Below are 17,829 nucleotides of genomic sequence, written 5' to 3' on the forward strand. Positions count from 1 at the left end.
ATGACCAGCGTTCCGCCCCTCGCCGAGGGCTACGAGATCTCCACCGACCCCGGCCGCCTCGACGTCACCCGCGTCCACCACTGGCTGTCCACCGACGCCTACTGGGCCCTCGGCCGCGACCTGGAGAAGCAGGAGCGGGCCGTCGCGGCCTCGCTCAACTTCGGGGTCTACGACACCGCGTCCGGCGCCCAGGTCGCCTACGCGCGCGTCGTCACCGACCACGCCACCTTCGCCTGGCTGTGCGACGTGTACGTCGACCCGAGCGTCCGCGGCAAGGGCCTCGGGACCGCGATGGTCGCCGCCGTCCGCGACCGGCTCCGGGCGGACGGGGTGCCGCGCGTCCTGCTCGCCACCCAGGACGCGCACGGCGTGTACCGCAAGATCGGCTTCGAGCCGCTGGAGTTCCCCGACCGCTGGATGGCGCTGATTTTCGCGAAGTTGGCGGACTCCGTCTCTTGACCATTCCCCAAGAGCGTCACACCATCACGGCATGGCACTCCGGGTCACGTTCGTCGCCGCGGCGGGCGGCTCCGCGCTGCTCAACGAACGCTTCGAGGACGCCCGCCCGCTGGACCAGGCGGGCTGGGACGAGGTGCAGCGCGTGGCGGCCGACCTGCTGCCGCTGGCCGCCGCCGAACTGCGCTACTGCTCGCCGACCCCGCGCAGCCGCGCCACCGGAGACGCCCTCGGCTACGCCCCCCTCGTCCAACTCGCCCTGCGCGAGTGCGACATGGGCCGCTGGCGCGGACTCACCCTCGGTGAGGCCATGGCCCGCGAGCCGGACGCGGTGGACGCCTGGCTCGCCGACCCCCGCTCCACCCCGCACGGCGGTGAACCACTCCCCGAGTTCGTGGCCCGCGTCGGCGGCTGGCTCGACACCCGGCCGGTGGCCGACAGCGGCCGGATCGTCGCCGTCGCGGAACCCAGCGTGATCCGGGCCGCCCTGGTCTACGTGCTGAAGGCACCGCCCTCGACGTACTGGAACCTCGACGTCCGCCCGCTGTCGACGATCACCGTGCGCGGGCGGGGCGGGCGCTGGAACCTGCGGTTCGAGGGGGCGGTGACTCAGCCCTCGCGCACGTAGTCCGTCGTCAGCAGCAGGTCCTTCGCCGGACCGCCCACCCGCCACACCGTCCGCCAGCGGTCCGCGTCCCGCACCGTGAACTCGCCCCGGTACAGGTCCGCGACGCACGGATGGTCGGCCACGTGCCGCCCGGTGCGCAGGTCGAGACCGTGGAAGGGCCGCCCGTCGGCGAACGTCACCTCCGCCGTGCCCGGCACCGCGCCCGGCCCCGACGCGGGCAGGAACCGCAGCGTCCGCTCGGCGGGCCGCGCCACACCCCGCCAGACGAACGTGCCCGCCTCCCGGTGCAGCAACCCGCCGCCCCCGCCCTCCCCGTCGTCTCCGTCGAGCGGCGCGAACACGGTCACCCCCGAGAACCGCCCCTCGTCCCCGCCCGTCAGATCCCGCACCACACGCTCCACCCGCCACCCCCCGGCCAGGAACGCCAGCACATCGCCCACCGGCCAGTACGCCGTGACCGCGGCAGCCTCCCCCCTCCCCGCCGCGCTCACTCCGCGTCCGCCCGCAGGGCCGCGTCGAGCCGGTGGTACAGCGTGTCGAGCCGGCCGCGCCCCGGCGAGCGGGCCGGCATCCGCCGCAGCAGCGCCCGTACGGCGGGCGGCGCCGTCTCGATCGCCCGAAGCAGCTCCGCGTCCCCGACGGCGGTGTCCTCGCCCGCCGCCAGCTCCGTCGCGCGCGCCTGGTAGACGGCGGGCGCCAGGACGTGCCGCGACTGGTGGGGCGAGGCGAGCGGATGGACGTACGGGGTGGCCGCCGCGCAGCACGCCGAGCGGGCGGCGGCCGCGGCGGCGGGGTCGGCCACCGCGCCCGCGGCGGCCTGCGCGGCCCAGGCCAGCGACCGCAGCTCCGCGGTCCGCCGCCCGTCCTCGGTGTAGCGGCGGATGCCCGCGATCGCCTCGCGGGGGCGGAGGTCGTGCGGCGCGTGCGCCTCGAAGAGCGGCAGCGCCGACGCGGCCCGGTCGGCCGCCCACCCGCCGAGCACCCGGCGGTCCTCGTCGCTGATCGTCACCTGGTCCATCCGCCCATCATGCGGCCCGGCCGGGCCGCGGCGGGAGGGCGGCCCCGGATCAGTGCGGGGCGAGGACGCAGAACGCGTGCCCCTCCGGGTCGGCCAGACAGGTCCAGGGCACGTCGCCCTGCCCGACGTCGAGCCCGGTCGCCCCGAGGGCACGCAGCCGCGCCACCTCCACGGCCTGGTGGTCCCCCGGATACGGCAGCAGGTCCAGATGGACCCGGTCCCGGTCCGCGTCGGGAACGGTACCGGGCACGCGCAGGAACTCCAGATACGGGCCGACCCCCGCCGCGGAACGCAGCGTCGCCTGCTCGTCGGTCACCTCGTGGACCGTCCAGCCCGTCGCCGCGCCCCAGAACCGCGCCATGGCCCGCGGGTCCGCGCAGTCGACGACCACCGCGGCGATCGGCCCCGTGTCCCGGTACACCTCCCGCGGCTCCAGCACACAGAAGACGGTGCCCTCCGGATCGGCGAGCACGGCCCACGGCACGTCGCCCCCCTGCCCGACATCGACGGGCGTCGCCCCGGCCGCCCGCAACCGCGCCACCAACTCGGCCTGGTGGGCGAGGGATTCACTGGCCAGATCGAGATGCACCGGATTCTTCGCCCCCGCCCTCGCCCGTCCCCCCGACTCCGGCACCACATCGATCCCCACGAACACCGGGTCCGGCCACACCAGCCCCCCACCCGGCCCCACATACGTCGTGACCCCAGGACTGTAGGCACTCCACCCCAACGCCTCCGCCCAGAACCGGCCGACCCCCGAGTGGTCGATCGCCTTGATGATCACGTGCACGGGTCGCAGCGGCATGGGGACGATTTTAGGGGCGGGGGGCGCCGCCGCGAGACGTCCGGATCACCCAAGATTGTATAAACGTGCAGACCGACGTATAGTCATGCCATCCAAGAGGAGGGTGGACATGGCCGTACGTGTCGCGGTGGCCGGGGCTAGTGGGTATGCCGGTGGTGAGGTGCTGCGTCTGTTGCTCGGTCATCCCGAGGTGGAGATCGGGGCCCTGACCGGGAACTCCAACGCCGGACAGCCGCTCGGGTCGCTCCAGCCGCATCTGCTGCCGCTGGCCGACCGGGTGCTGGCCGAGACCACCCCCGAGGTGCTCGCCGGTCACGATGTCGTCTTCCTCGCCCTCCCGCACGGTCAGTCCGCCGCCGTCGCCGAACAGCTCGGCGCGGACACGCTGGTCGTCGACATGGGCGCCGACTTCCGGCTGAAGGACCCGGCCGACTGGGAACGATTCTACGGCTCCCCGCACGCCGGCACCTGGCCCTACGGGCTCCCCGAACTGCCGGGAGGCCGCGCCGCGCTGGAGGGGTCCAAGCGCATCGCGGTCCCCGGTTGCTACCCCACCGCCGTCTCCCTCGCCCTGCTGCCCGCCTACGCCGCCGGACTCGCCGAGCCCGAGGCCGTGGTCGTCGCCGCCTCCGGCACCTCCGGCGCGGGCAAGGCCCCCAAGGCCCACCTGCTCGGCAGCGAGGTCATGGGCTCCATGTCGCCGTACGGCGTCGGCGGCGGGCACCGGCACACGCCCGAGATGATCCAGAACCTGAGCGCGGCGGCCGGGGAGCGGGTCGCCGTGTCCTTCACGCCCACCCTCGCGCCCATGTCCCGCGGCATCCTCGCCACCTGCTCCGCCAAGGCCCGCCCCGGCACCGACGCCGACACGGTGCGCGCCGCCTACGCCAAGGCCTACGCCGACGAGCCCTTCGTGCACCTGCTGCCCGAGGGCCGCTGGCCCGCCACCGCGTCCGTGCAGGGTTCCAACGCCGTTCAGGTGCAGGTCGCGTACGACGACGCCGTGGGCCGCATCATCGCGATCAGCGCCATCGACAACCTGACGAAGGGCACCGCGGGCGGTGCCCTCCAGAGCATGAACCTCGCCCTCGGCCTCCCCGAGGAGCTGGGCCTTTCCACGATCGGAGTCGCACCGTGAGCGTCACGGCAGCACAGGGGTTCCGCGCGGCGGGCATCGCCGCCGGGATCAAGGAGAACGGCAACCCGGACCTGGCCCTCGTGGTCAACACCGGGCCCCGCCGCGCCGCCGCCGGTGTCTTCACCTCCAACCGCGTCAAAGCCGCCCCCGTCCTGTGGTCCGAACAGGTCCTCAGGAGCGGCGAGGTGGGCGCCGTGATCCTCAACTCCGGCGGCGCCAACGCCTGTACGGGACCCAAGGGCTTCCAGGACACCCACGCCACCGCCGAGAAGGTCGCCGAAGCCCTCGGCAGCGGCAGCGGCAGCGAGACCGGCATCGGCGCCGGTCAGGTCGCCGTCTGCTCCACCGGCCTCATCGGCGTCCTGCTGCCCATGGACAAGCTGCTGCCCGGCGTCGACACGGCCGTCGCCCAGCTCTCCGAGCACGGCGGCGAGAAGGCCGCCATCGCCATCAAGACCACCGACACCGTCCACAAGACGTCCGTCGTCACCCGCGACGGCTGGACCGTCGGCGGCATGGCCAAGGGCGCGGGCATGCTCGCCCCCGGCCTCGCCACCATGCTCGTCGTCCTCACCACCGACGCCGACCTCGACGCCGCCGCCCTGGACGCCGCCCTGCGCGACGCCACCCGCGTCACCTTCGACCGCGTCGACTCCGACGGCTGCATGTCCACCAACGACACCGTCCTCCTCCTCGCCTCCGGCGCCTCCGGGACCACCCCCGAGCAGGCCGCGTTCGCCGAGGCCGTACGGACCGTCTGCGACGACCTCGGCCAGCAGCTCATCCGGGACGCCGAGGGCGCCAGCAAGGACATCCGCATCGAGGTCGTCGGCGCCGCCACCGAGGACGACGCCGTCGAGGTGGGCCGCTCCATCGCCCGCAACAACCTCCTCAAGTGCGCCCTGCACGGCGAGGACCCCAACTGGGGCCGCGTGCTGTCCGCCATCGGCACCACCTCCGCCGCCTTCGAGCCCGACCGCCTCAACGTCGCCATCAACGGCGTCTGGGTCTGCAAGAACGGCGGCGTCGGCGAGGACCGCGACACCGTCGACATGCGCTACCGCGAGATCCACATCGTCGCCGACCTCGCCGCCGGGTCCGAGACCGCCACCATCTGGACCAACGACCTCACCGCGGACTACGTCCACGAGAACAGCGCGTACTCCTCATGAGCGCCACCCGCAAGCACACCGCCCTGCCCAAGGCGCAGACCCTCATCGAGGCGCTGCCCTGGCTGACCCGGCACAACGGCCGGACCGTCGTCATCAAGTTCGGCGGCAACGCCATGGTCGACGACGACCTCAAGGCCGCCTTCGCCCAGGACGTCGTCTTCCTGCGCCAGGCCGGACTCAAGCCCGTCGTCGTGCACGGCGGCGGCCCCCAGATCAGCGCCGCCCTCGACCGGCACGGCATCGTCAGCGAGTTCCGCGCCGGACTGCGCGTCACCACCGAGGACGCCATGGACGTCGTACGGATGGTCCTCGCCGGGCAGGTCCAGCGCGAACTGGTCGGCCTGCTCAACCAGCACGGCCCGCTCGCCGTCGGACTGACCGGCGAGGACGCGCACACCATCACCGCCACCCGGCACCTGCCCGAGATCGACGGCGAACGGGTCGACATCGGGCGGGTCGGCGAGATCACCGCCATCGACACGGGCGCGATCGAGGCCCTTCTCGCCGACGGCCGCATCCCGGTCGTCTCCTCGATCGCCCGGAGCCAGGACGACGGACATGTCTACAACGTCAATGCTGATACGGCGGCTGCGGCACTCGCTGCTGCGCTGGGCGCCGAGACCCTCATGGTCCTCACCGACGTCGAGGGCCTCTACGAGGACTGGCCGCACTCCGACGAGGTGATCAGCCGCCTCACCGCGAGCCAGCTGGAGAAACTGCTGCCCGAGCTGTCCTCGGGCATGGTCCCCAAGATGGAGGGCTGCCTGCACGCCGTGCGCCACGGCGTCACCACGGCCCGCGTCATCGACGGCCGGGTACCGCACTCGATCCTGCTGGAGATCTTCACCGACGAGGGCATCGGCACGATGGTCGTGCCCGACGAGCCGCCGCACACACCCGCACCGGACCAGGCACAGGGGGAGCCGTCATGAGCAACCAGGACCTCACCGCGCGCTGGCAGGGCGCGCTCATGAACAACTACGGCACCCCGAGGCTGCCCCTCGTCCGCGGCGCGGGCTCCCGGCTCTGGGACGCCGACGGCACCGAGTACGTCGACTTCGTCGGCGGTATCGCCGTCAACGCCCTCGGTCACGCCCACCCCGCGGTCGTCGAGGCCGTCAGCCGCCAGATCGCCTCCCTCGGCCACGTCTCCAACCTCTTCGTCGCCGAACCGCCCGTCGCCCTGGCCGAACGCCTCCTCGGCCTCTTCGGCCGCGACGGCAAGGTCTTCTTCTGCAACTCCGGCGCCGAGGCCAACGAGGGCGCCTTCAAGATCGGCCGCCTCACCGGCCGCCCCCACATGGTCGCCACGCAGGGCGGCTTCCACGGCCGCACCATGGGCGCCCTCGCCCTCACCGGCCAGCCCGGCAAGCAGGCGCCGTTCCTGCCGCTGCCCGGCGACGTCACCCACGTCCCCTACGGCGACGCCCAGGCCCTCGCCGCGGCCGTCACCGAGGACACCGCCCTCGTCATCATCGAGCCGATCCAGGGCGAGAACGGCGTCGTCGTGCCCCCGCCCGGCTACCTCAAGGCCGCCCGCGCCATCACCGCCGCCACCGGCTCCCTCCTCGTCCTCGACGAGGTGCAGACCGGCATCGGGCGCACCGGGTCCTGGTTCGAGTACCAGGCCCACGAAGGCGTCCTGCCCGACGTCGTCACCCTCGCCAAGGGCCTCGGCGGCGGCCTCCCCCTCGGCGCCACCGTCGCCTTCGGCCGCGCCGCCGACCTCCTCCAGCCGGGCCAGCACGGCACCACGTTCGGCGGCAACCCCGTCGCCTGCGCCGCCGGGCTCGCCGTCCTCGACACCATCGAGAACGAGGGGCTGCTGGAGAACGTCAAGCGGCAGAGCGGCAGGCTGCGGGACGGAATCGAGGGGCTGGGCCACCCGTTGATCGATTCGGTCAGGGGTGCGGGCCTGCTCCTGGGTATCGTGCTCACCGAGCCGCTGGCGCCGCAGGCGCAACAGGCGGCTCAGGAGGCCGGATTCCTGGTGAACGCGCCCGCCCCCGACGTCGTACGGCTCATGCCGCCGCTGACCATCGGCGACGACGACGTGGACGCGTTCCTCGGGGCGCTGCCCGGTCTGCTCGACAGCCTCGCAGCGAACGGGGACGGACGATCCGGAGCATCCGGAGAATGAGACGACGATGAGTCAGGCGCAGGAGCACGAGCACGCGGCGGCGGGCGGACCCGCCGTCCCGCAGACCCGCACCGCCCGCCACCGCCGGATCGTGGACATCCTCAACCGGCAGCCGGTGCGGTCGCAGAGCCAGCTGGCGAAGCTGCTCGCCGACGACGGGCTGAGCGTCACGCAGGCGACGCTCTCCCGCGACCTGGACGAGCTGAACGCGGTGAAGATCCGCAACGCGGACGGGGACCTCATCTACGCCGTGCCCAGCGAGGGCGGGTTCCGTACGCCGCGGGTGCCGCTCGGGGGGTCCGCCAAGGAGGACCGGATGCGGCGGCTCTCCCAGGAGCTGCTGATCTCCGCGGAGGCGTCGGCGAACCTCGTCGTCCTGCGGACCCCTCCGGGGGCCGCGCAGTTCCTCGCCTCCGCGATCGATCAGGCCGAGCTGCACGACATCCTCGGGACGATCGCCGGGGACGACACGCTGCTGCTGATCAGCCGCGAGGCGACCGGCGGTCAGGCCCTGGCCGACCACCTCCTCCGCCTGGCCCAGAACGGCCAGTAGCCCCTCGACGGTCACGTGCCGCCTGGCCGCGCAGTTCCCCCACCCCTGAGGCTCGGCCTGCGGCCGTTGCCCCGCCGCGTGGTCGGGTGCGGGTGCGCGGGGGCTGTTCGCGCAGTTCCCCGCGCCCCTCAAGGCTCGCCCTGCGGCCGTCGGCCCGCTGCGCGATCGGGTGCCGGCCTGTCGTGGTTGCTCGCGCAGTTCCCCGCGCCCCTGAACGACTCGGCCTGCGGCCATCGGCAGACGGCAGCCCCGGGGGGATGACAGGCCGCAGGCCGTCACCCCCCCCAGGGGCGCGGGGAACTGCGCGAGCAACCCCCACCCACCCGCACCCGACCACGCACCGGGCCAACGGCCGCAGGCCGAGCCCTCCAGGGGCGCGGGGAACGGCGCGAGCAACCACGACGCACCCGCACTCGAAGTCCAAAGGGCCAATGGCCGCAGGCCGAGCCCTCCAGGGGCGCGGGGAACTGCGCACCCCGCCCCCACCCACCCGCACCCGCAAACGAACCGAGCCCCCACTCACCCCAACCTTCTGGCCAGGCCCGCCGTACAGCGGACCTCGTCCCCCCCGGTGATCAGCAGCGCCTCCACGTCGGGGAGGGACTCCAGCCAGTCCAGCCCTTCCCGCGACCCCATCGCGAACGCGGCCGTCGCCCAGCAGTCCGCCCAGGTGAGGGATGGCGCGACGACGGTGACGGCGACGAGGTCGGTCACGGCGGACCGCCCGGTACGGGGGTCGACGATGTGCGCGCCCCGTTCCGCCGTACCGGACGTGGCCACGGCCAGTTCCGCCGCCCCCGCCGCGGAGACGACCGCCGCGAGCCCGCCGGGCCGGAGCGGATCGGCGACGCCGACGCGCCACGGCCGGTCCGGTCCGGGCACCCCGAGCAGCTGGACGTCACCGCCGCCGTTGACGCTGACCCCGACCGGCCCGGCCGCCGCGATCAGCCGGGCGGCGCGTTCGACGGCCCAGCCCTTGACGATCCCGGTGGGGTCGATCCGGCCGCCGTAGCGGGGACTGAACCAGCCCGCGCTCACCCGCTCCGCCTCGGCGGCCAGTTCCAGCACCTCGGCGACCTCGGGATCGCACGCGTCGACCGTCAGGGTGCCGTCCGCGAGGCGGGAGATCTGGCTGTCCTCGCGGTAGGTGGAGAACACCTCGTTCACCCTGTGCAGCCCCGCGACGGCCGTGTCCAGTGCCGCCCGTACCGCCCCGGGTTCCCCGCCGCGGACGTCGAAGGAGAAGACGGTCCCCATGACCTCCTCCACGTGACGTACCGCGGCGGGGGCCTGTGCCGACTCGGCCACGGTCGCCGTCACCGGGCCTGGTCCAGGGCGGACTGGAGGGACTTCTGGTAGCCCCCGCTGGTGTAGGTGGCGCCGGAGACGGCGTCGATGTCGGCGCTGCCCGCGGCGACGGCCGCCTGGTTGAGTTTCGGGACGGCGTTGGCGGTGATCTGGTCGGACTGGCCGCCCTTGGGCGCCTGGACCGCCTCCGCCTTGGTGATCTTGCCGCCGCTGACGGTGATGCGGACCTGGACCACCCCGTACTGGGTCTGCTCGGCCTTGCCGGTGAAGGTGCCCGAGGCCTGCTCCTGCCCCTGCCCCTGCTCCTGCCCCTGTTCCGCCCCGCCCCCGCCGTCCTGCTGCCCGCCCGAACCGCCCTGCTGCGCACCGGACGTGGCGCTCGCGTTGGCCTTGTCGATGGCGGACTGGAGGGACTTCTTGTAGCCCGCGCTGGTGTAGGTCGCCCCCGACACGGCGTCGATGTCGCCGGTCTGCCCGGCGACGACGGCCTGCCCCAGCTTGGGCACCGCGTTCGCGGTGACCTGGTCGGACTGCCCGCCCTTGGGCGCCTGGATCGCCTCGGACTTGGTGATCCGGTTGTCCTTGACGGTGATGCGGACCTGGACGACCCCGTACTCGGTCTGTGCCGCGTCGCCCTCGAAGGTGCCGGTCACCGACGCCGGCGCGGTCCCCGAGCCGCCCTGCTGGGGACCCGCGCCCGCCTTCATCTTGTCGACGGCGGACTGGAGGGACTTCTTGTAGCCCGCGCTGGTGTAGGTGGCCCCGGACACGGCGTCGATGTCGGCGCTCTGCGCGGCGACGGCGGCCTCGTTGAGTTTGGGGACGGCGTCGGCGGTGATCTGGTCGGACTGCCCGCCCTTGGGCGCCTGCACCGCCTCCGCCTTGGTGATCTTCCCGTCGGCGACGGTGAGCCGGACCTGCACGGCCCCGTACTGGGTGTCGGCCGCGTCACCGGTGACGGCCCCGTTCACGGGCGCTCCGGCCCCGCCCTGCGCGGCTTCCTGCGCCGCCGCGCCGGGTGCGGGGGCGGCGGAGGCGTCCGGATCGGAGTCCGGCTTGAGCGCCAGCAGCAGCACGATGCCGGACACGGTGGCGGCGGTGGCGAGCACGACGCGCCGCATGGGGTGGCTTTTCTTCATCGCTCCTGATTCCCGATTCCCGTTTCCCGGTCGCGTCCCGAGGGGGACGGGACGGTGGATGGACGGTGACCGCGCCCCGCGCCGGACGGCGGGGGCGACGGCCGCCGCTCACATCTCGAACGACTCGTGGTGGATGCGGCGGGCGGGGACCCCGGCGCCGCGCAGTGCCTCGAACACGCCCTGCGCGAAGCCGGCCGGCCCGCACATGAAGACGTCGTGCTCCTCGATGTCCGGCAGCTTGCGCCGCAGGGACTCCGCCGAGATGTCCGGCCGTTCCCCGTCGGGGCTGTTCACCGCGTACATCAGGCGTGCCCCGCGCTCGTCGGCGATCTTCGCCAGCTCGTCCCAGAGCGCCAGGTCCTGCGTGCTGTTGGCCCGGTAGAGGAGCGTGATGTCGCCCGCCCCGCCCGGCAGCGTCTCGAACAGCGCCCGCATCGGCGTGATCCCGACCCCGCCCGCCACCAGCAGCACCTTGCCCTGGCTGCGCCGGGAGGCGGTCATCGCGCCGTACGGGCCCTCGGCCCACACCTTCACGCCGGGCTTGAGGCCGCGCAGCGCCGAGCTGTGGTCGCCGATCGCCTTGACGGTGATCCGCAGCAGCTCGGGGCGGGGCGCCGCCGACAGCGAGTACGGGTGGGAGCTGAACCGCATGCCCGGCGCGAGGAACCGCCACCGGAAGAACTGCCCGGCCTCCGCGCCCATCCGGTGCAGCTTGCGCCCGCCGATCAGCACCGACACGATGCCGGGCGTCTCCTCGATGACCGCCTCGACGTAGAGGCGGTGGCGCAGGTTCAGCCGGACCGGGGTGATCACCCGGTACCAGATCACCAGCGCGGTGACCGTGCCGTACAGCGCGTACCAGACGGTCTTCGCGGCGGGTTCGACGGCGAACTCGTTGCCGGTGGTGATCTGGTGCCAGAACGTCAGGAACACCGCCGCGTACGTCAGCAGGTGCACGTGGTACCAGGTGTCGTACGGGATCATCCGGCGCACCGGGCCGATCGAGGCGACGCCGATGACGACCAGCAGGGCGGTGCCGATGGCGGCCTTGCCCATGTCGGGCAGCTGGTTCACCGAGTCGACCGTCTGCTGGACGATGTCGCCGAGGGACTTGCCCGCCAGGAGGGCGTAGCCCCACATGATGAGGAAGACGTGGGCGAAGGTGAGGCTCAGGGTGTAGCGGCCGCTCATGGCGTGCCAGCGGGCCACCCGGTCCGAGCCGACTCGCCGCTCCAGCGCGGGCACCCGCGCCATCTGGAGCACCACCAGGGCCATCAGGTATCCGGCGAGCAGCCCGGTGAGGCGGCCCGCGTGGAGGATCATCGCGTCCGTGTTCGCGATGGACGGGGTGTTGCTCCACCACAACCAGATCACGCCCGCGGCGCCCGCCCACACGGCGACCAGCAGCGGAACGGCCGGGGAGCGGCGCGGACGGATCCGGCGCATCGTCTGGCGGCGGGCGGCCCGGCCGCCGCTGATCGTCGTGGTCACTGTTCCTCCGTGGGTACCGACCCTTGGCCCACAGATACGGGCGGGGCACGCGGAGTGTTCAGCGCCGGGACGAGTCGTACGGCGGCGGGGGAGCGGGCGGTCGCCGGGTCAGGGGCGGACGAGCGCGGTCCGGCCGTGCTCGGTGCCGATCGCGAGGTGCGGACGGCGTCCCGGCTCGACCCACGCGAGGACCCTGCGCATCGCCTCCGCGGGCACCGACACGCAGCCCGCGGTGGCGCCCTTCCCGTTCACGTGCAGGAAGATCCCGGCCCCGCGCCCGCGCACCGGCTCGTGGTAGTTGAAGCCCACGACGAGGGCGTGCGCGTACTGCGTGCGGTAGTCGGCCAGGTGCTCGGACTCGGCGGCGCGGCAGTCGGCGGGGCGCGGTTCGGTCCAGCGGTTGTAGGCGCGCGAGGCGTTGTCCTGGCACCACCAGGAGTCCTCGCGCACCGGCCGGTAGGGGTACGACGTCCCGCGCGGCGCGGGCTCGGTGCCGAAGGCGTACGGCAGGTCGTACAGTCCCGCCGGGGTGGTGCTGGTGCCCTGCCGCCGCTCGGTCCCCTCGACGAGGCCGCCCGCGCCGAACCGGGCGGCGGCCGAACCGGCCCGCACCCAGCGCCCGCCGCGCCGGTCCCACCAGGTCAGCGTCCCGGTGGTCGACCCGGCCTCCGGTGCCACGGCGGTCAGGAGCTGCGAGCCGCCGCCGGTGTCCGCCATCCGCGCGGGCAGGGGCACCGGACCGGGAGGGCCGGAGGGGGCGGGCGCCGCCGCGAGGAGCAGCAGGGACAGTCCGGCGAGAGCGGCGGGGCGAAGGGCCCGGGGGCGGGCGGGTCGGCGCATGATCAGACGCTAGGCCGCGCCGCCGTGGGCGGCAGGCGGGGTGGTCCGACCGGGCGGCCCGCCGTCCCGGCCCGCCCCGGCGCGTGCGCCCCGCGTGATCGTCCCGGCGGGGGCGGACGACGGCCCCACCGACGACTTTGACTATGCATGCAGACTCCTGCATACTCATGCAGAGCGGTTCGGGGACACGGCCGACGGCGCACGCCCCCTCCCCGGCCTCCCCGGTCCCCTCTCCCTAGGAGCGACGCAAGTGAGCAGCAACAGCGGTGACGTACGGCTCTGGGGCGCGCGTTTCGCCGACGGTCCCGCCGAGGCCCTGGCGAAGCTGTCCGCGTCCGTCCACTTCGACTGGCGCCTCGCCCCCTACGACATCGCCGGCTCCCGCGCCCACGCGCGCGTGCTGCACAAGGCGGGGCTGCTCACCGCGGACGAACTGACCGCCATGCTCGCCGGACTGGACACGCTGGAGGCCGACGTCGCGTCCGGCGCCTTCGTCGGCACCGTCGCCGACGAGGACGTGCACACCGCCCTGGAGCGCGGCCTGCTGGAGCGGCTCGGCCCCGACCTCGGCGGCAAGCTGCGCGCGGGCCGCTCCCGCAACGACCAGATCGCCACCCTCTTCCGGATGTACCTGCGCGACCACGCCCGGATCATCGGCGGTCTGATCGCCGAACTCCAGGACGCCCTGGTCGGCCTCGCCGAGGCGCACCCGGACGTCGCGATGCCCGGCCGCACCCACCTCCAGCACGCCCAGCCGGTCCTCTTCGCCCACCACGTCCTGGCCCACGTCCAGGCCCTGAGCCGGGACGCCGAGCGGCTGCGCCAGTGGGACACGCGGACCGCCGTCTCGCCGTACGGCTCCGGCGCGCTCGCCGGTTCCTCCCTCGGCCTCGACCCGCAGGCCGTCGCCGCCGACCTCGGCTTCGAGCACGGCAGCGTCGCCAACTCCATCGACGGCACGGCCTCGCGGGACTTCGTCGCCGAGTTCGCCTTCGTCACCGCGATGATCGGCGTCGACCTCTCCCGGATCGCCGAGGAGATCATCATCTGGAACACGAAGGAGTTCTCCTTCGTCACCCTCCACGACGCGTTCTCCACCGGCTCGTCGATCATGCCGCAGAAGAAGAACCCCGACATCGCGGAGCTGGCGCGCGGCAAGAGCGGCCGCCTCATCGGCAACCTCACCGGCCTGCTGGCCACGCTGAAGGCCCTGCCGCTCGCCTACAACCGCGACCTCCAGGAGGACAAGGAGCCCGTCTTCGACTCCTGCGACCAGCTGGAGGTCCTGCTCCCCGCCTTCACCGGCATGATCGCCACCCTCACCGTGCACCGCGAGCGCCTGGAGGAGCTGGCCCCGGCCGGGTTCTCCCTCGCCACCGACATCGCGGAGTGGCTGGTCAAGCAGGGGGTGCCGTTCCGGGTCGCGCACGAGGTCGCGGGGGAGTGCGTCAAGGCCGCCGAGGCCGAGGGCAAGGAACTGGACGAGCTGACCGACGAGCAGTTCGCCAAGATCTCCGCCCACCTCACCCCCGAGGTCCGCTCGGTCCTCAACGTCGCCGGCGCCCTCGCCTCCCGCGACGGCCGCGGCGGCACCGCCCCCAGCGCGGTCGCGGTCCAGCTCGCCGAGGTCCGGGACGACCTGGCCGTCCAGCACGCCTGGGCCACGGCGAAGGGCACCCCGCCCCGGCAGGGCTGAACCCCGGCCCGCTGCCCCCGCCCCCCGGCCCCGGCCGACTCGGGACGAGCGTCGCGGGCGTCTCGGGTGACGCGTGGGGCGTCGCGGGTACGTTGGTCGTCAGCCGCACGGAGCCGACCGAACGGAGCCCGCGATGCCCTTCGCCCGCCTGGCCACCGCCACGACCCCGACCTGCCACCTGGGACTCGGGCTCGCCGCGGTCGGCCGCCCCGGCTATCTCACCCTCGGCCGCGACCGCGACCTCCCGGCCGACCGCGGCGTCGACGCCCTGCGTGAGCGCGCCCACGCCCTGCTGGACGCGGCCTACGCCCAGGGCGTCCGCTACATCGACGTCGCCCGCTCCTACGGCCGCGCCGAGGAGTTCCTCGCCGACTGGCTGCGCGCCCGCCCCGAGGCGACCGACGTCGTTGTGGGCAGCAAGTGGGGCTACACCTACACCGCGGGCTGGTCCGTCGAGGCCGAGCAGCACGAGGTGAAGGACCACGCCCTCGCCACCTACGAACGGCAGCGCGCGGAGACCGCCGCCCTGCTCGGCGACCGCCTCGACCTCTACCAGATCCACTCGGTGACCCCGGACAGCCCGGCCCTCACCGACAAGGAGCTGCACGCCCGCCTCGCGGAGGCCGCCGCCGGGGGCCTCACCGTCGGCTTCTCCACCAGCGGCCCCGCCCAGGCCGACGCGATCCGCGCCGCCCTCGCCGTCGAGGCCGACGGCGCCCCCCTCTTCCGTACCGTCCAGTCGACGTGGAACGCGCTGGAGACCTCCGCGGGACCCGCGCTGGCCGAGGCGCACGCCGCCGGGCTCACGGTGATCGTCAAGGAGGGCGTCGCCAACGGCCGCCTCGCCGGACCCGAGGCCCCGCCCGCCCTGCGGGAGATCGCCGAGGAGACCTCCCTCGGCTGCGACGCCGTCGCCCTCGCGCTGATCCTGCGGCAGCCGTGGGCGGGTGTCGTCCTGTCCGGCGCCGCCACCACCGCCCAGCTCGCCTCCAACCTGCACGCGGCCGTCGTCGACCTCGACGAGGAGCAACTCGCCCGGCTCGCCGCGCTCCCGGAGGACCCGGCCGCGTACTGGGACCACCGCGCCCGCCTGCCCTGGCACTGACCCCCCGCGTTCCCCGCCCAGCCATGAGACGTCTACGCCCGTAGTGAGACATTCATGTCTCACATGGGCTATGCTCGTCTCATGGCTGTCGATCGTGACCACGTGCTGCGCAGTGCCGCCGCGCTGCTGACCCGGAAATCCACCGCGACCATGGACGAGGTCGCGCGGGCCGCCGGGATCAGCCGGGCGACGCTGCACCGGCACTTCGCCGGGCGGGACGCGCTCGTCCGGGCGCTGGAGGCGCTCGGCATCGAGGAGTGCGAGGCCGCCCTGGCGCGCGCCCGCCCCGACGACGGTCCCGCGAGCGAGGCCGTACGCCGCATGATCCGCGAGATCGAGCCAGCCGCCGCCCTGCTGGCCTTCCTCTACACGGAGAACCAGCTCTTCGAGGGCGAGGAGCAGAACCCCGGCTGGACCCGCATCGACGAGCACATCGCCACCCTGTTCCGCCGCGGACAGGAGACCGGCGAGTTCCGCATCGACCTGACCCCCGCCTGGCTGACCGAGGCGCTCTACGGCCTGCTGGCCTCCGGCGCCTGGGCGGTCACCGAGGGCAGGGTCGCCCGCAACGACTTCACGCACATGGTCACCGAGCTGCTGCTCGGTGGCGCGCTACGGAGAGAGGAATCATGACCAGCACGACGCAGCCGGCGACCACGACCGAGGCGGTGAAGCGCCCCGGCCGCTGGCTCGCGCTCTCCGTCCTCGTGCTCGCCGTGCTGCTGGTGGCCGTCGACGCGACCGTCCTCGGCCTCGCCACCCCGTACATCAGCGAGGACCTGGAGCCGACCGGCACCCAGTTGCTGTGGATAGGCGACGTCTACTCGTTCGTCATCGCCGGTCTGCTGGTGTCGATGGGCAGCCTCGGCGACCGCATCGGCCGCAAGCGCATCCTGCTCGTCGGCGCCACCGCGTTCGGCGCGCTGTCCGTCCTCAACGCGTACGCGACGACGCCCGAGATGCTGATCGCGGCCCGCGCCCTGCTCGGCGTCGCCGGTGCCACGCTGATGCCCGCCACCCTCGCCCTGATCCGCAACCTGTTCCACGACCCGCGCGAGCGCAGCCTCGCGGTCGGCATCTGGGGCGCGGCGGCCTCCGCCGGCACGGCGGTCGGCCCGATCGTCGGCGGCTTCCTCCTCGAACACTTCTGGTGGGGCTCGGTCTTCCTCATCAACCTGCCCGTCATGGCGGTGCTGGTGCTCGTCGGCATCCGCACCCTCCCCGAGTCCCGCACCCCGAACCCGGGCCCCTGGGACCTGGCGAGCGTCGTGCTCTCCCTCGTCGGCATGATCGCCGTCGTGTACGCGGTGAAGGAGGCCGCCTCGCACGGCGTCACCCCGGTCACCGTCGGCACGGCCCTGCTGGGCGCGGCGGCGCTGTACGGCTTCGTCCGCCGCCAGCTGACCCTGCCGAAGCCGCTGCTGGACATGCGGCTGTTCCGCAACCGCGGGTTCAGCGGCGCCGTCCTCGCCGACCTGCTGACCATCCTCGGCCTCTCCGGCCTGGTCTTCTTCCTCTCCCAGTACCTGCAACTGGTCCAGGGCAGGCGCCCGCTGGAGGCGGGCCTCGCCGAACTCCCCGCCGCGATCGGCGCGGTGGTCGCCGGTCTGATCGCGGGCCGGGTGGCCCGGCGCTGGTCGGTGCGCGCGGTCGTCTCCGGCGGCCTCGCGGCGATCGGCCTGGCCCTGGCGTCCCTGACGGTGATCGACGCGTCCACCGGCTACCCGCTGCTGGGCGCGGCCCTGCTGGTCGTCGGCGTCGGCGCGGGCTTCTCGTTCACGGTCACCGCGGACGTCATCCTGTCCTCGGTCCCGAAGGACCAGGCGGGCTCGGCGTCGGCGGTCTCCGAGACGGCGTACGAACTCGGCGCCGCCCTCGGCATCGCCGTCCTCGGCTCCATCGTCACCGGGGTCTACCGCGGCTTCCCGTCCCCGCCCGGCACCCCCGAGGGTGCCCACGAATCCCTCGGCGGAGCCGTCGAAGCGGCGTCCACCCTCCCCGAGGACACCGCGCACACCCTCCTCACCGCAGCCCGGGAAGCCTTCGTCGACGGCCTCACCCTGGCCGCCGGAGCAGGCGCCCTGGTCCTCCTGGCCACAGCAGTGGCAGCCTGGTTCATGCTGAAGAACGAGTCCCTGAAGGACCACGCGTGACACACGCCGACACATGAATGTGGGCGGGCCACCGACAAAGTCGGTGGCCCGCCCACATTCAGGGGCGCGGGGAACTGCGCGACCAGCCACAACGAATCCCGCACCCGAAATCGGCTCCCTCAGGGGCGCGGGGAACGGCGCGACAAACCACGACGCACCCGCACCCGAAAGCGGGTTTCCAAGGGCC

Annotated in this window: 18 protein-coding genes; 11 read left to right on the forward strand and 7 right to left on the reverse strand. The window is 73.7% G+C overall.

Annotation, left to right across the window (positions count from 1 at the left end; translation table 11 throughout):
• Complete coding sequence (locus tag ACIQPQ_RS18125; RefSeq protein WP_401304953.1) at positions 1 to 459, forward strand: GNAT family N-acetyltransferase; 459 nt, start codon at positions 1 to 3, stop codon at positions 457 to 459.
• Positions 460 to 490: 31 nt separating this feature from the next.
• Complete coding sequence (locus ACIQPQ_RS18130; RefSeq protein ID WP_401304954.1) at positions 491 to 1,084, forward strand: histidine phosphatase family protein; 594 nt, start codon at positions 491 to 493, stop codon at positions 1,082 to 1,084.
• On the opposite strand, the gene ACIQPQ_RS18135 is transcribed toward ACIQPQ_RS18130, so the two are convergent.
• From ACIQPQ_RS18135 to ACIQPQ_RS18145, 3 genes are all read right to left on the reverse strand, one after another.
• Positions 1,066 to 1,476: a DUF6314 family protein gene (locus tag ACIQPQ_RS18135; protein ID WP_401305243.1), complete on the reverse strand. Its 411-nt coding sequence runs from the start codon at positions 1,474 to 1,476 to the stop codon at positions 1,066 to 1,068. The two genes, ACIQPQ_RS18130 and ACIQPQ_RS18135, sit on opposite strands and share 19 nt — an antisense overlap.
• Before the next feature lie 95 nt (positions 1,477 to 1,571).
• Positions 1,572 to 2,102: a putative immunity protein gene (locus tag ACIQPQ_RS18140; protein ID WP_401304956.1), complete on the reverse strand. Its 531-nt coding sequence runs from the start codon at positions 2,100 to 2,102 to the stop codon at positions 1,572 to 1,574.
• 49 nt (positions 2,103 to 2,151) lie between these two features.
• Positions 2,152 to 2,907: a VOC family protein gene (locus ACIQPQ_RS18145; RefSeq protein ID WP_401304957.1), complete on the reverse strand. Its 756-nt coding sequence runs from the start codon at positions 2,905 to 2,907 to the stop codon at positions 2,152 to 2,154.
• Between the two features lie 109 nt (positions 2,908 to 3,016).
• Here ACIQPQ_RS18145 and argC point away from each other — a divergent pair, with 109 nt between their 5' ends.
• From argC to ACIQPQ_RS18170, 5 genes are read left to right on the forward strand one after another with little or no spacing between them, the layout of a single operon-like run.
• The gene (argC, locus tag ACIQPQ_RS18150) at positions 3,017 to 4,045 is read left to right on the forward strand and encodes an N-acetyl-gamma-glutamyl-phosphate reductase (RefSeq protein ID WP_383779760.1); all 1,029 of its coding nucleotides are present in this window, start codon (positions 3,017 to 3,019) and stop codon (positions 4,043 to 4,045) included.
• Complete coding sequence (argJ, locus tag ACIQPQ_RS18155; protein WP_401304959.1) at positions 4,042 to 5,217, forward strand: bifunctional glutamate N-acetyltransferase/amino-acid acetyltransferase ArgJ; 1,176 nt, start codon at positions 4,042 to 4,044, stop codon at positions 5,215 to 5,217. The genes argC and argJ overlap by 4 nt, the downstream gene beginning before the upstream one ends.
• Entirely contained in the window at positions 5,214 to 6,149 is a 936-nt protein-coding gene (gene argB, locus ACIQPQ_RS18160; protein ID WP_401304961.1) for an acetylglutamate kinase, read from the forward strand. The genes argJ and argB overlap by 4 nt, the downstream gene beginning before the upstream one ends.
• Positions 6,146 to 7,357, forward strand: coding sequence for an acetylornithine transaminase (locus ACIQPQ_RS18165; protein WP_401304963.1), 1,212 nt, complete (start codon positions 6,146 to 6,148; stop codon positions 7,355 to 7,357). The genes argB and ACIQPQ_RS18165 overlap by 4 nt, the downstream gene beginning before the upstream one ends.
• 7 nt (positions 7,358 to 7,364) lie before the next feature.
• Positions 7,365 to 7,910, forward strand: coding sequence for an arginine repressor (locus tag ACIQPQ_RS18170; RefSeq protein WP_401304965.1), 546 nt, complete (start codon positions 7,365 to 7,367; stop codon positions 7,908 to 7,910).
• Between the two features lie 519 nt (positions 7,911 to 8,429).
• On the opposite strand, the gene ACIQPQ_RS18175 is transcribed toward ACIQPQ_RS18170, so the two are convergent.
• The 4 genes from ACIQPQ_RS18175 to ACIQPQ_RS18190 form a co-directional block, all read right to left on the reverse strand.
• Positions 8,430 to 9,167, reverse strand: coding sequence for an FAD:protein FMN transferase (locus tag ACIQPQ_RS18175; RefSeq protein ID WP_401304967.1), 738 nt, complete (start codon positions 9,165 to 9,167; stop codon positions 8,430 to 8,432).
• 59 nt (positions 9,168 to 9,226) lie between these two features.
• Positions 9,227 to 10,339 carry an FMN-binding protein gene (locus tag ACIQPQ_RS18180; RefSeq protein WP_401304969.1) on the reverse strand — a complete coding sequence of 371 codons (1,113 nt, stop codon included), beginning with the start codon at positions 10,337 to 10,339 and terminating at the stop codon, positions 9,227 to 9,229.
• Between the two features lie 126 nt (positions 10,340 to 10,465).
• A complete protein-coding gene (locus ACIQPQ_RS18185; RefSeq protein ID WP_401304970.1) occupies positions 10,466 to 11,848 on the reverse strand; it encodes a ferric reductase-like transmembrane domain-containing protein in 1,383 nt (460 codons plus the stop codon).
• A 108-nt stretch (positions 11,849 to 11,956) separates the two neighbouring features.
• Positions 11,957 to 12,688 carry a L,D-transpeptidase gene (locus ACIQPQ_RS18190; protein WP_401304971.1) on the reverse strand — a complete coding sequence of 244 codons (732 nt, stop codon included), beginning with the start codon at positions 12,686 to 12,688 and terminating at the stop codon, positions 11,957 to 11,959.
• A gap of 250 nt (positions 12,689 to 12,938) precedes the next feature.
• On the opposite strand from ACIQPQ_RS18190, the gene argH reads away from it, so the two are divergent.
• The 4 genes from argH (at position 12,939) to ACIQPQ_RS18210 (ending at position 17,642) form a co-directional block, all read left to right on the forward strand.
• Positions 12,939 to 14,384 (forward strand): argininosuccinate lyase, encoded by a 1,446-nt coding sequence (argH, locus tag ACIQPQ_RS18195; protein ID WP_401304973.1) that lies wholly within the window; start codon positions 12,939 to 12,941, stop codon positions 14,382 to 14,384.
• 133 nt (positions 14,385 to 14,517) lie between these two features.
• The gene (locus tag ACIQPQ_RS18200) at positions 14,518 to 15,489 is read left to right on the forward strand and encodes an aldo/keto reductase (protein WP_401304974.1); all 972 of its coding nucleotides are present in this window, start codon (positions 14,518 to 14,520) and stop codon (positions 15,487 to 15,489) included.
• Positions 15,490 to 15,570: 81 nt separating this feature from the next.
• The gene (locus ACIQPQ_RS18205) at positions 15,571 to 16,122 is read left to right on the forward strand and encodes a TetR/AcrR family transcriptional regulator (RefSeq protein WP_401304976.1); all 552 of its coding nucleotides are present in this window, start codon (positions 15,571 to 15,573) and stop codon (positions 16,120 to 16,122) included.
• Positions 16,119 to 17,642 (forward strand): MFS transporter, encoded by a 1,524-nt coding sequence (locus ACIQPQ_RS18210; RefSeq protein WP_401304978.1) that lies wholly within the window; start codon positions 16,119 to 16,121, stop codon positions 17,640 to 17,642. Before ACIQPQ_RS18205 ends, ACIQPQ_RS18210 begins: the two co-directional genes overlap by 4 nt.
• Positions 17,643 to 17,829: the final 187 nt, after the last annotated feature.

It is taken from the genome of Streptomyces sp. NPDC091281, assembly GCF_044757425.1.
Classification (GTDB): domain Bacteria; phylum Actinomycetota; class Actinomycetes; order Streptomycetales; family Streptomycetaceae; genus Streptomyces.

What these genes read in the sequence shown, in the direction of transcription:
- ACIQPQ_RS18125 (WP_401304953.1), top strand. Translation starts at nt 1, where the DNA reads ATGACCAGCGTTCCGCCCCTCGCCGAGGGCTACGAGATCTCCACCGAC.
- ACIQPQ_RS18130 (WP_401304954.1), top strand. Translation starts at nt 491, where the DNA reads ATGGCACTCCGGGTCACGTTCGTCGCCGCGGCGGGCGGCTCCGCGCTG.
- ACIQPQ_RS18140 (WP_401304956.1), bottom strand. Translation starts at nt 2,102, where the DNA reads ATGGACCAGGTGACGATCAGCGACGAGGACCGCCGGGTGCTCGGCGGG.
- ACIQPQ_RS18145 (WP_401304957.1), bottom strand. Translation starts at nt 2,907, where the DNA reads ATGCCGCTGCGACCCGTGCACGTGATCATCAAGGCGATCGACCACTCG.
- argC (WP_383779760.1), top strand. Translation starts at nt 3,017, where the DNA reads ATGGCCGTACGTGTCGCGGTGGCCGGGGCTAGTGGGTATGCCGGTGGT.
- argB (WP_401304961.1), top strand. Translation starts at nt 5,214, where the DNA reads ATGAGCGCCACCCGCAAGCACACCGCCCTGCCCAAGGCGCAGACCCTC.
- ACIQPQ_RS18165 (WP_401304963.1), top strand. Translation starts at nt 6,146, where the DNA reads ATGAGCAACCAGGACCTCACCGCGCGCTGGCAGGGCGCGCTCATGAAC.
- ACIQPQ_RS18170 (WP_401304965.1), top strand. Translation starts at nt 7,365, where the DNA reads ATGAGTCAGGCGCAGGAGCACGAGCACGCGGCGGCGGGCGGACCCGCC.
- ACIQPQ_RS18175 (WP_401304967.1), bottom strand. Translation starts at nt 9,167, where the DNA reads ATGGGGACCGTCTTCTCCTTCGACGTCCGCGGCGGGGAACCCGGGGCG.
- ACIQPQ_RS18180 (WP_401304969.1), bottom strand. Translation starts at nt 10,339, where the DNA reads ATGCGGCGCGTCGTGCTCGCCACCGCCGCCACCGTGTCCGGCATCGTG.
- ACIQPQ_RS18190 (WP_401304971.1), bottom strand. Translation starts at nt 12,688, where the DNA reads ATGCGCCGACCCGCCCGCCCCCGGGCCCTTCGCCCCGCCGCTCTCGCC.
- ACIQPQ_RS18200 (WP_401304974.1), top strand. Translation starts at nt 14,518, where the DNA reads ATGCCCTTCGCCCGCCTGGCCACCGCCACGACCCCGACCTGCCACCTG.
- ACIQPQ_RS18205 (WP_401304976.1), top strand. Translation starts at nt 15,571, where the DNA reads ATGGCTGTCGATCGTGACCACGTGCTGCGCAGTGCCGCCGCGCTGCTG.
- ACIQPQ_RS18210 (WP_401304978.1), top strand. Translation starts at nt 16,119, where the DNA reads ATGACCAGCACGACGCAGCCGGCGACCACGACCGAGGCGGTGAAGCGC.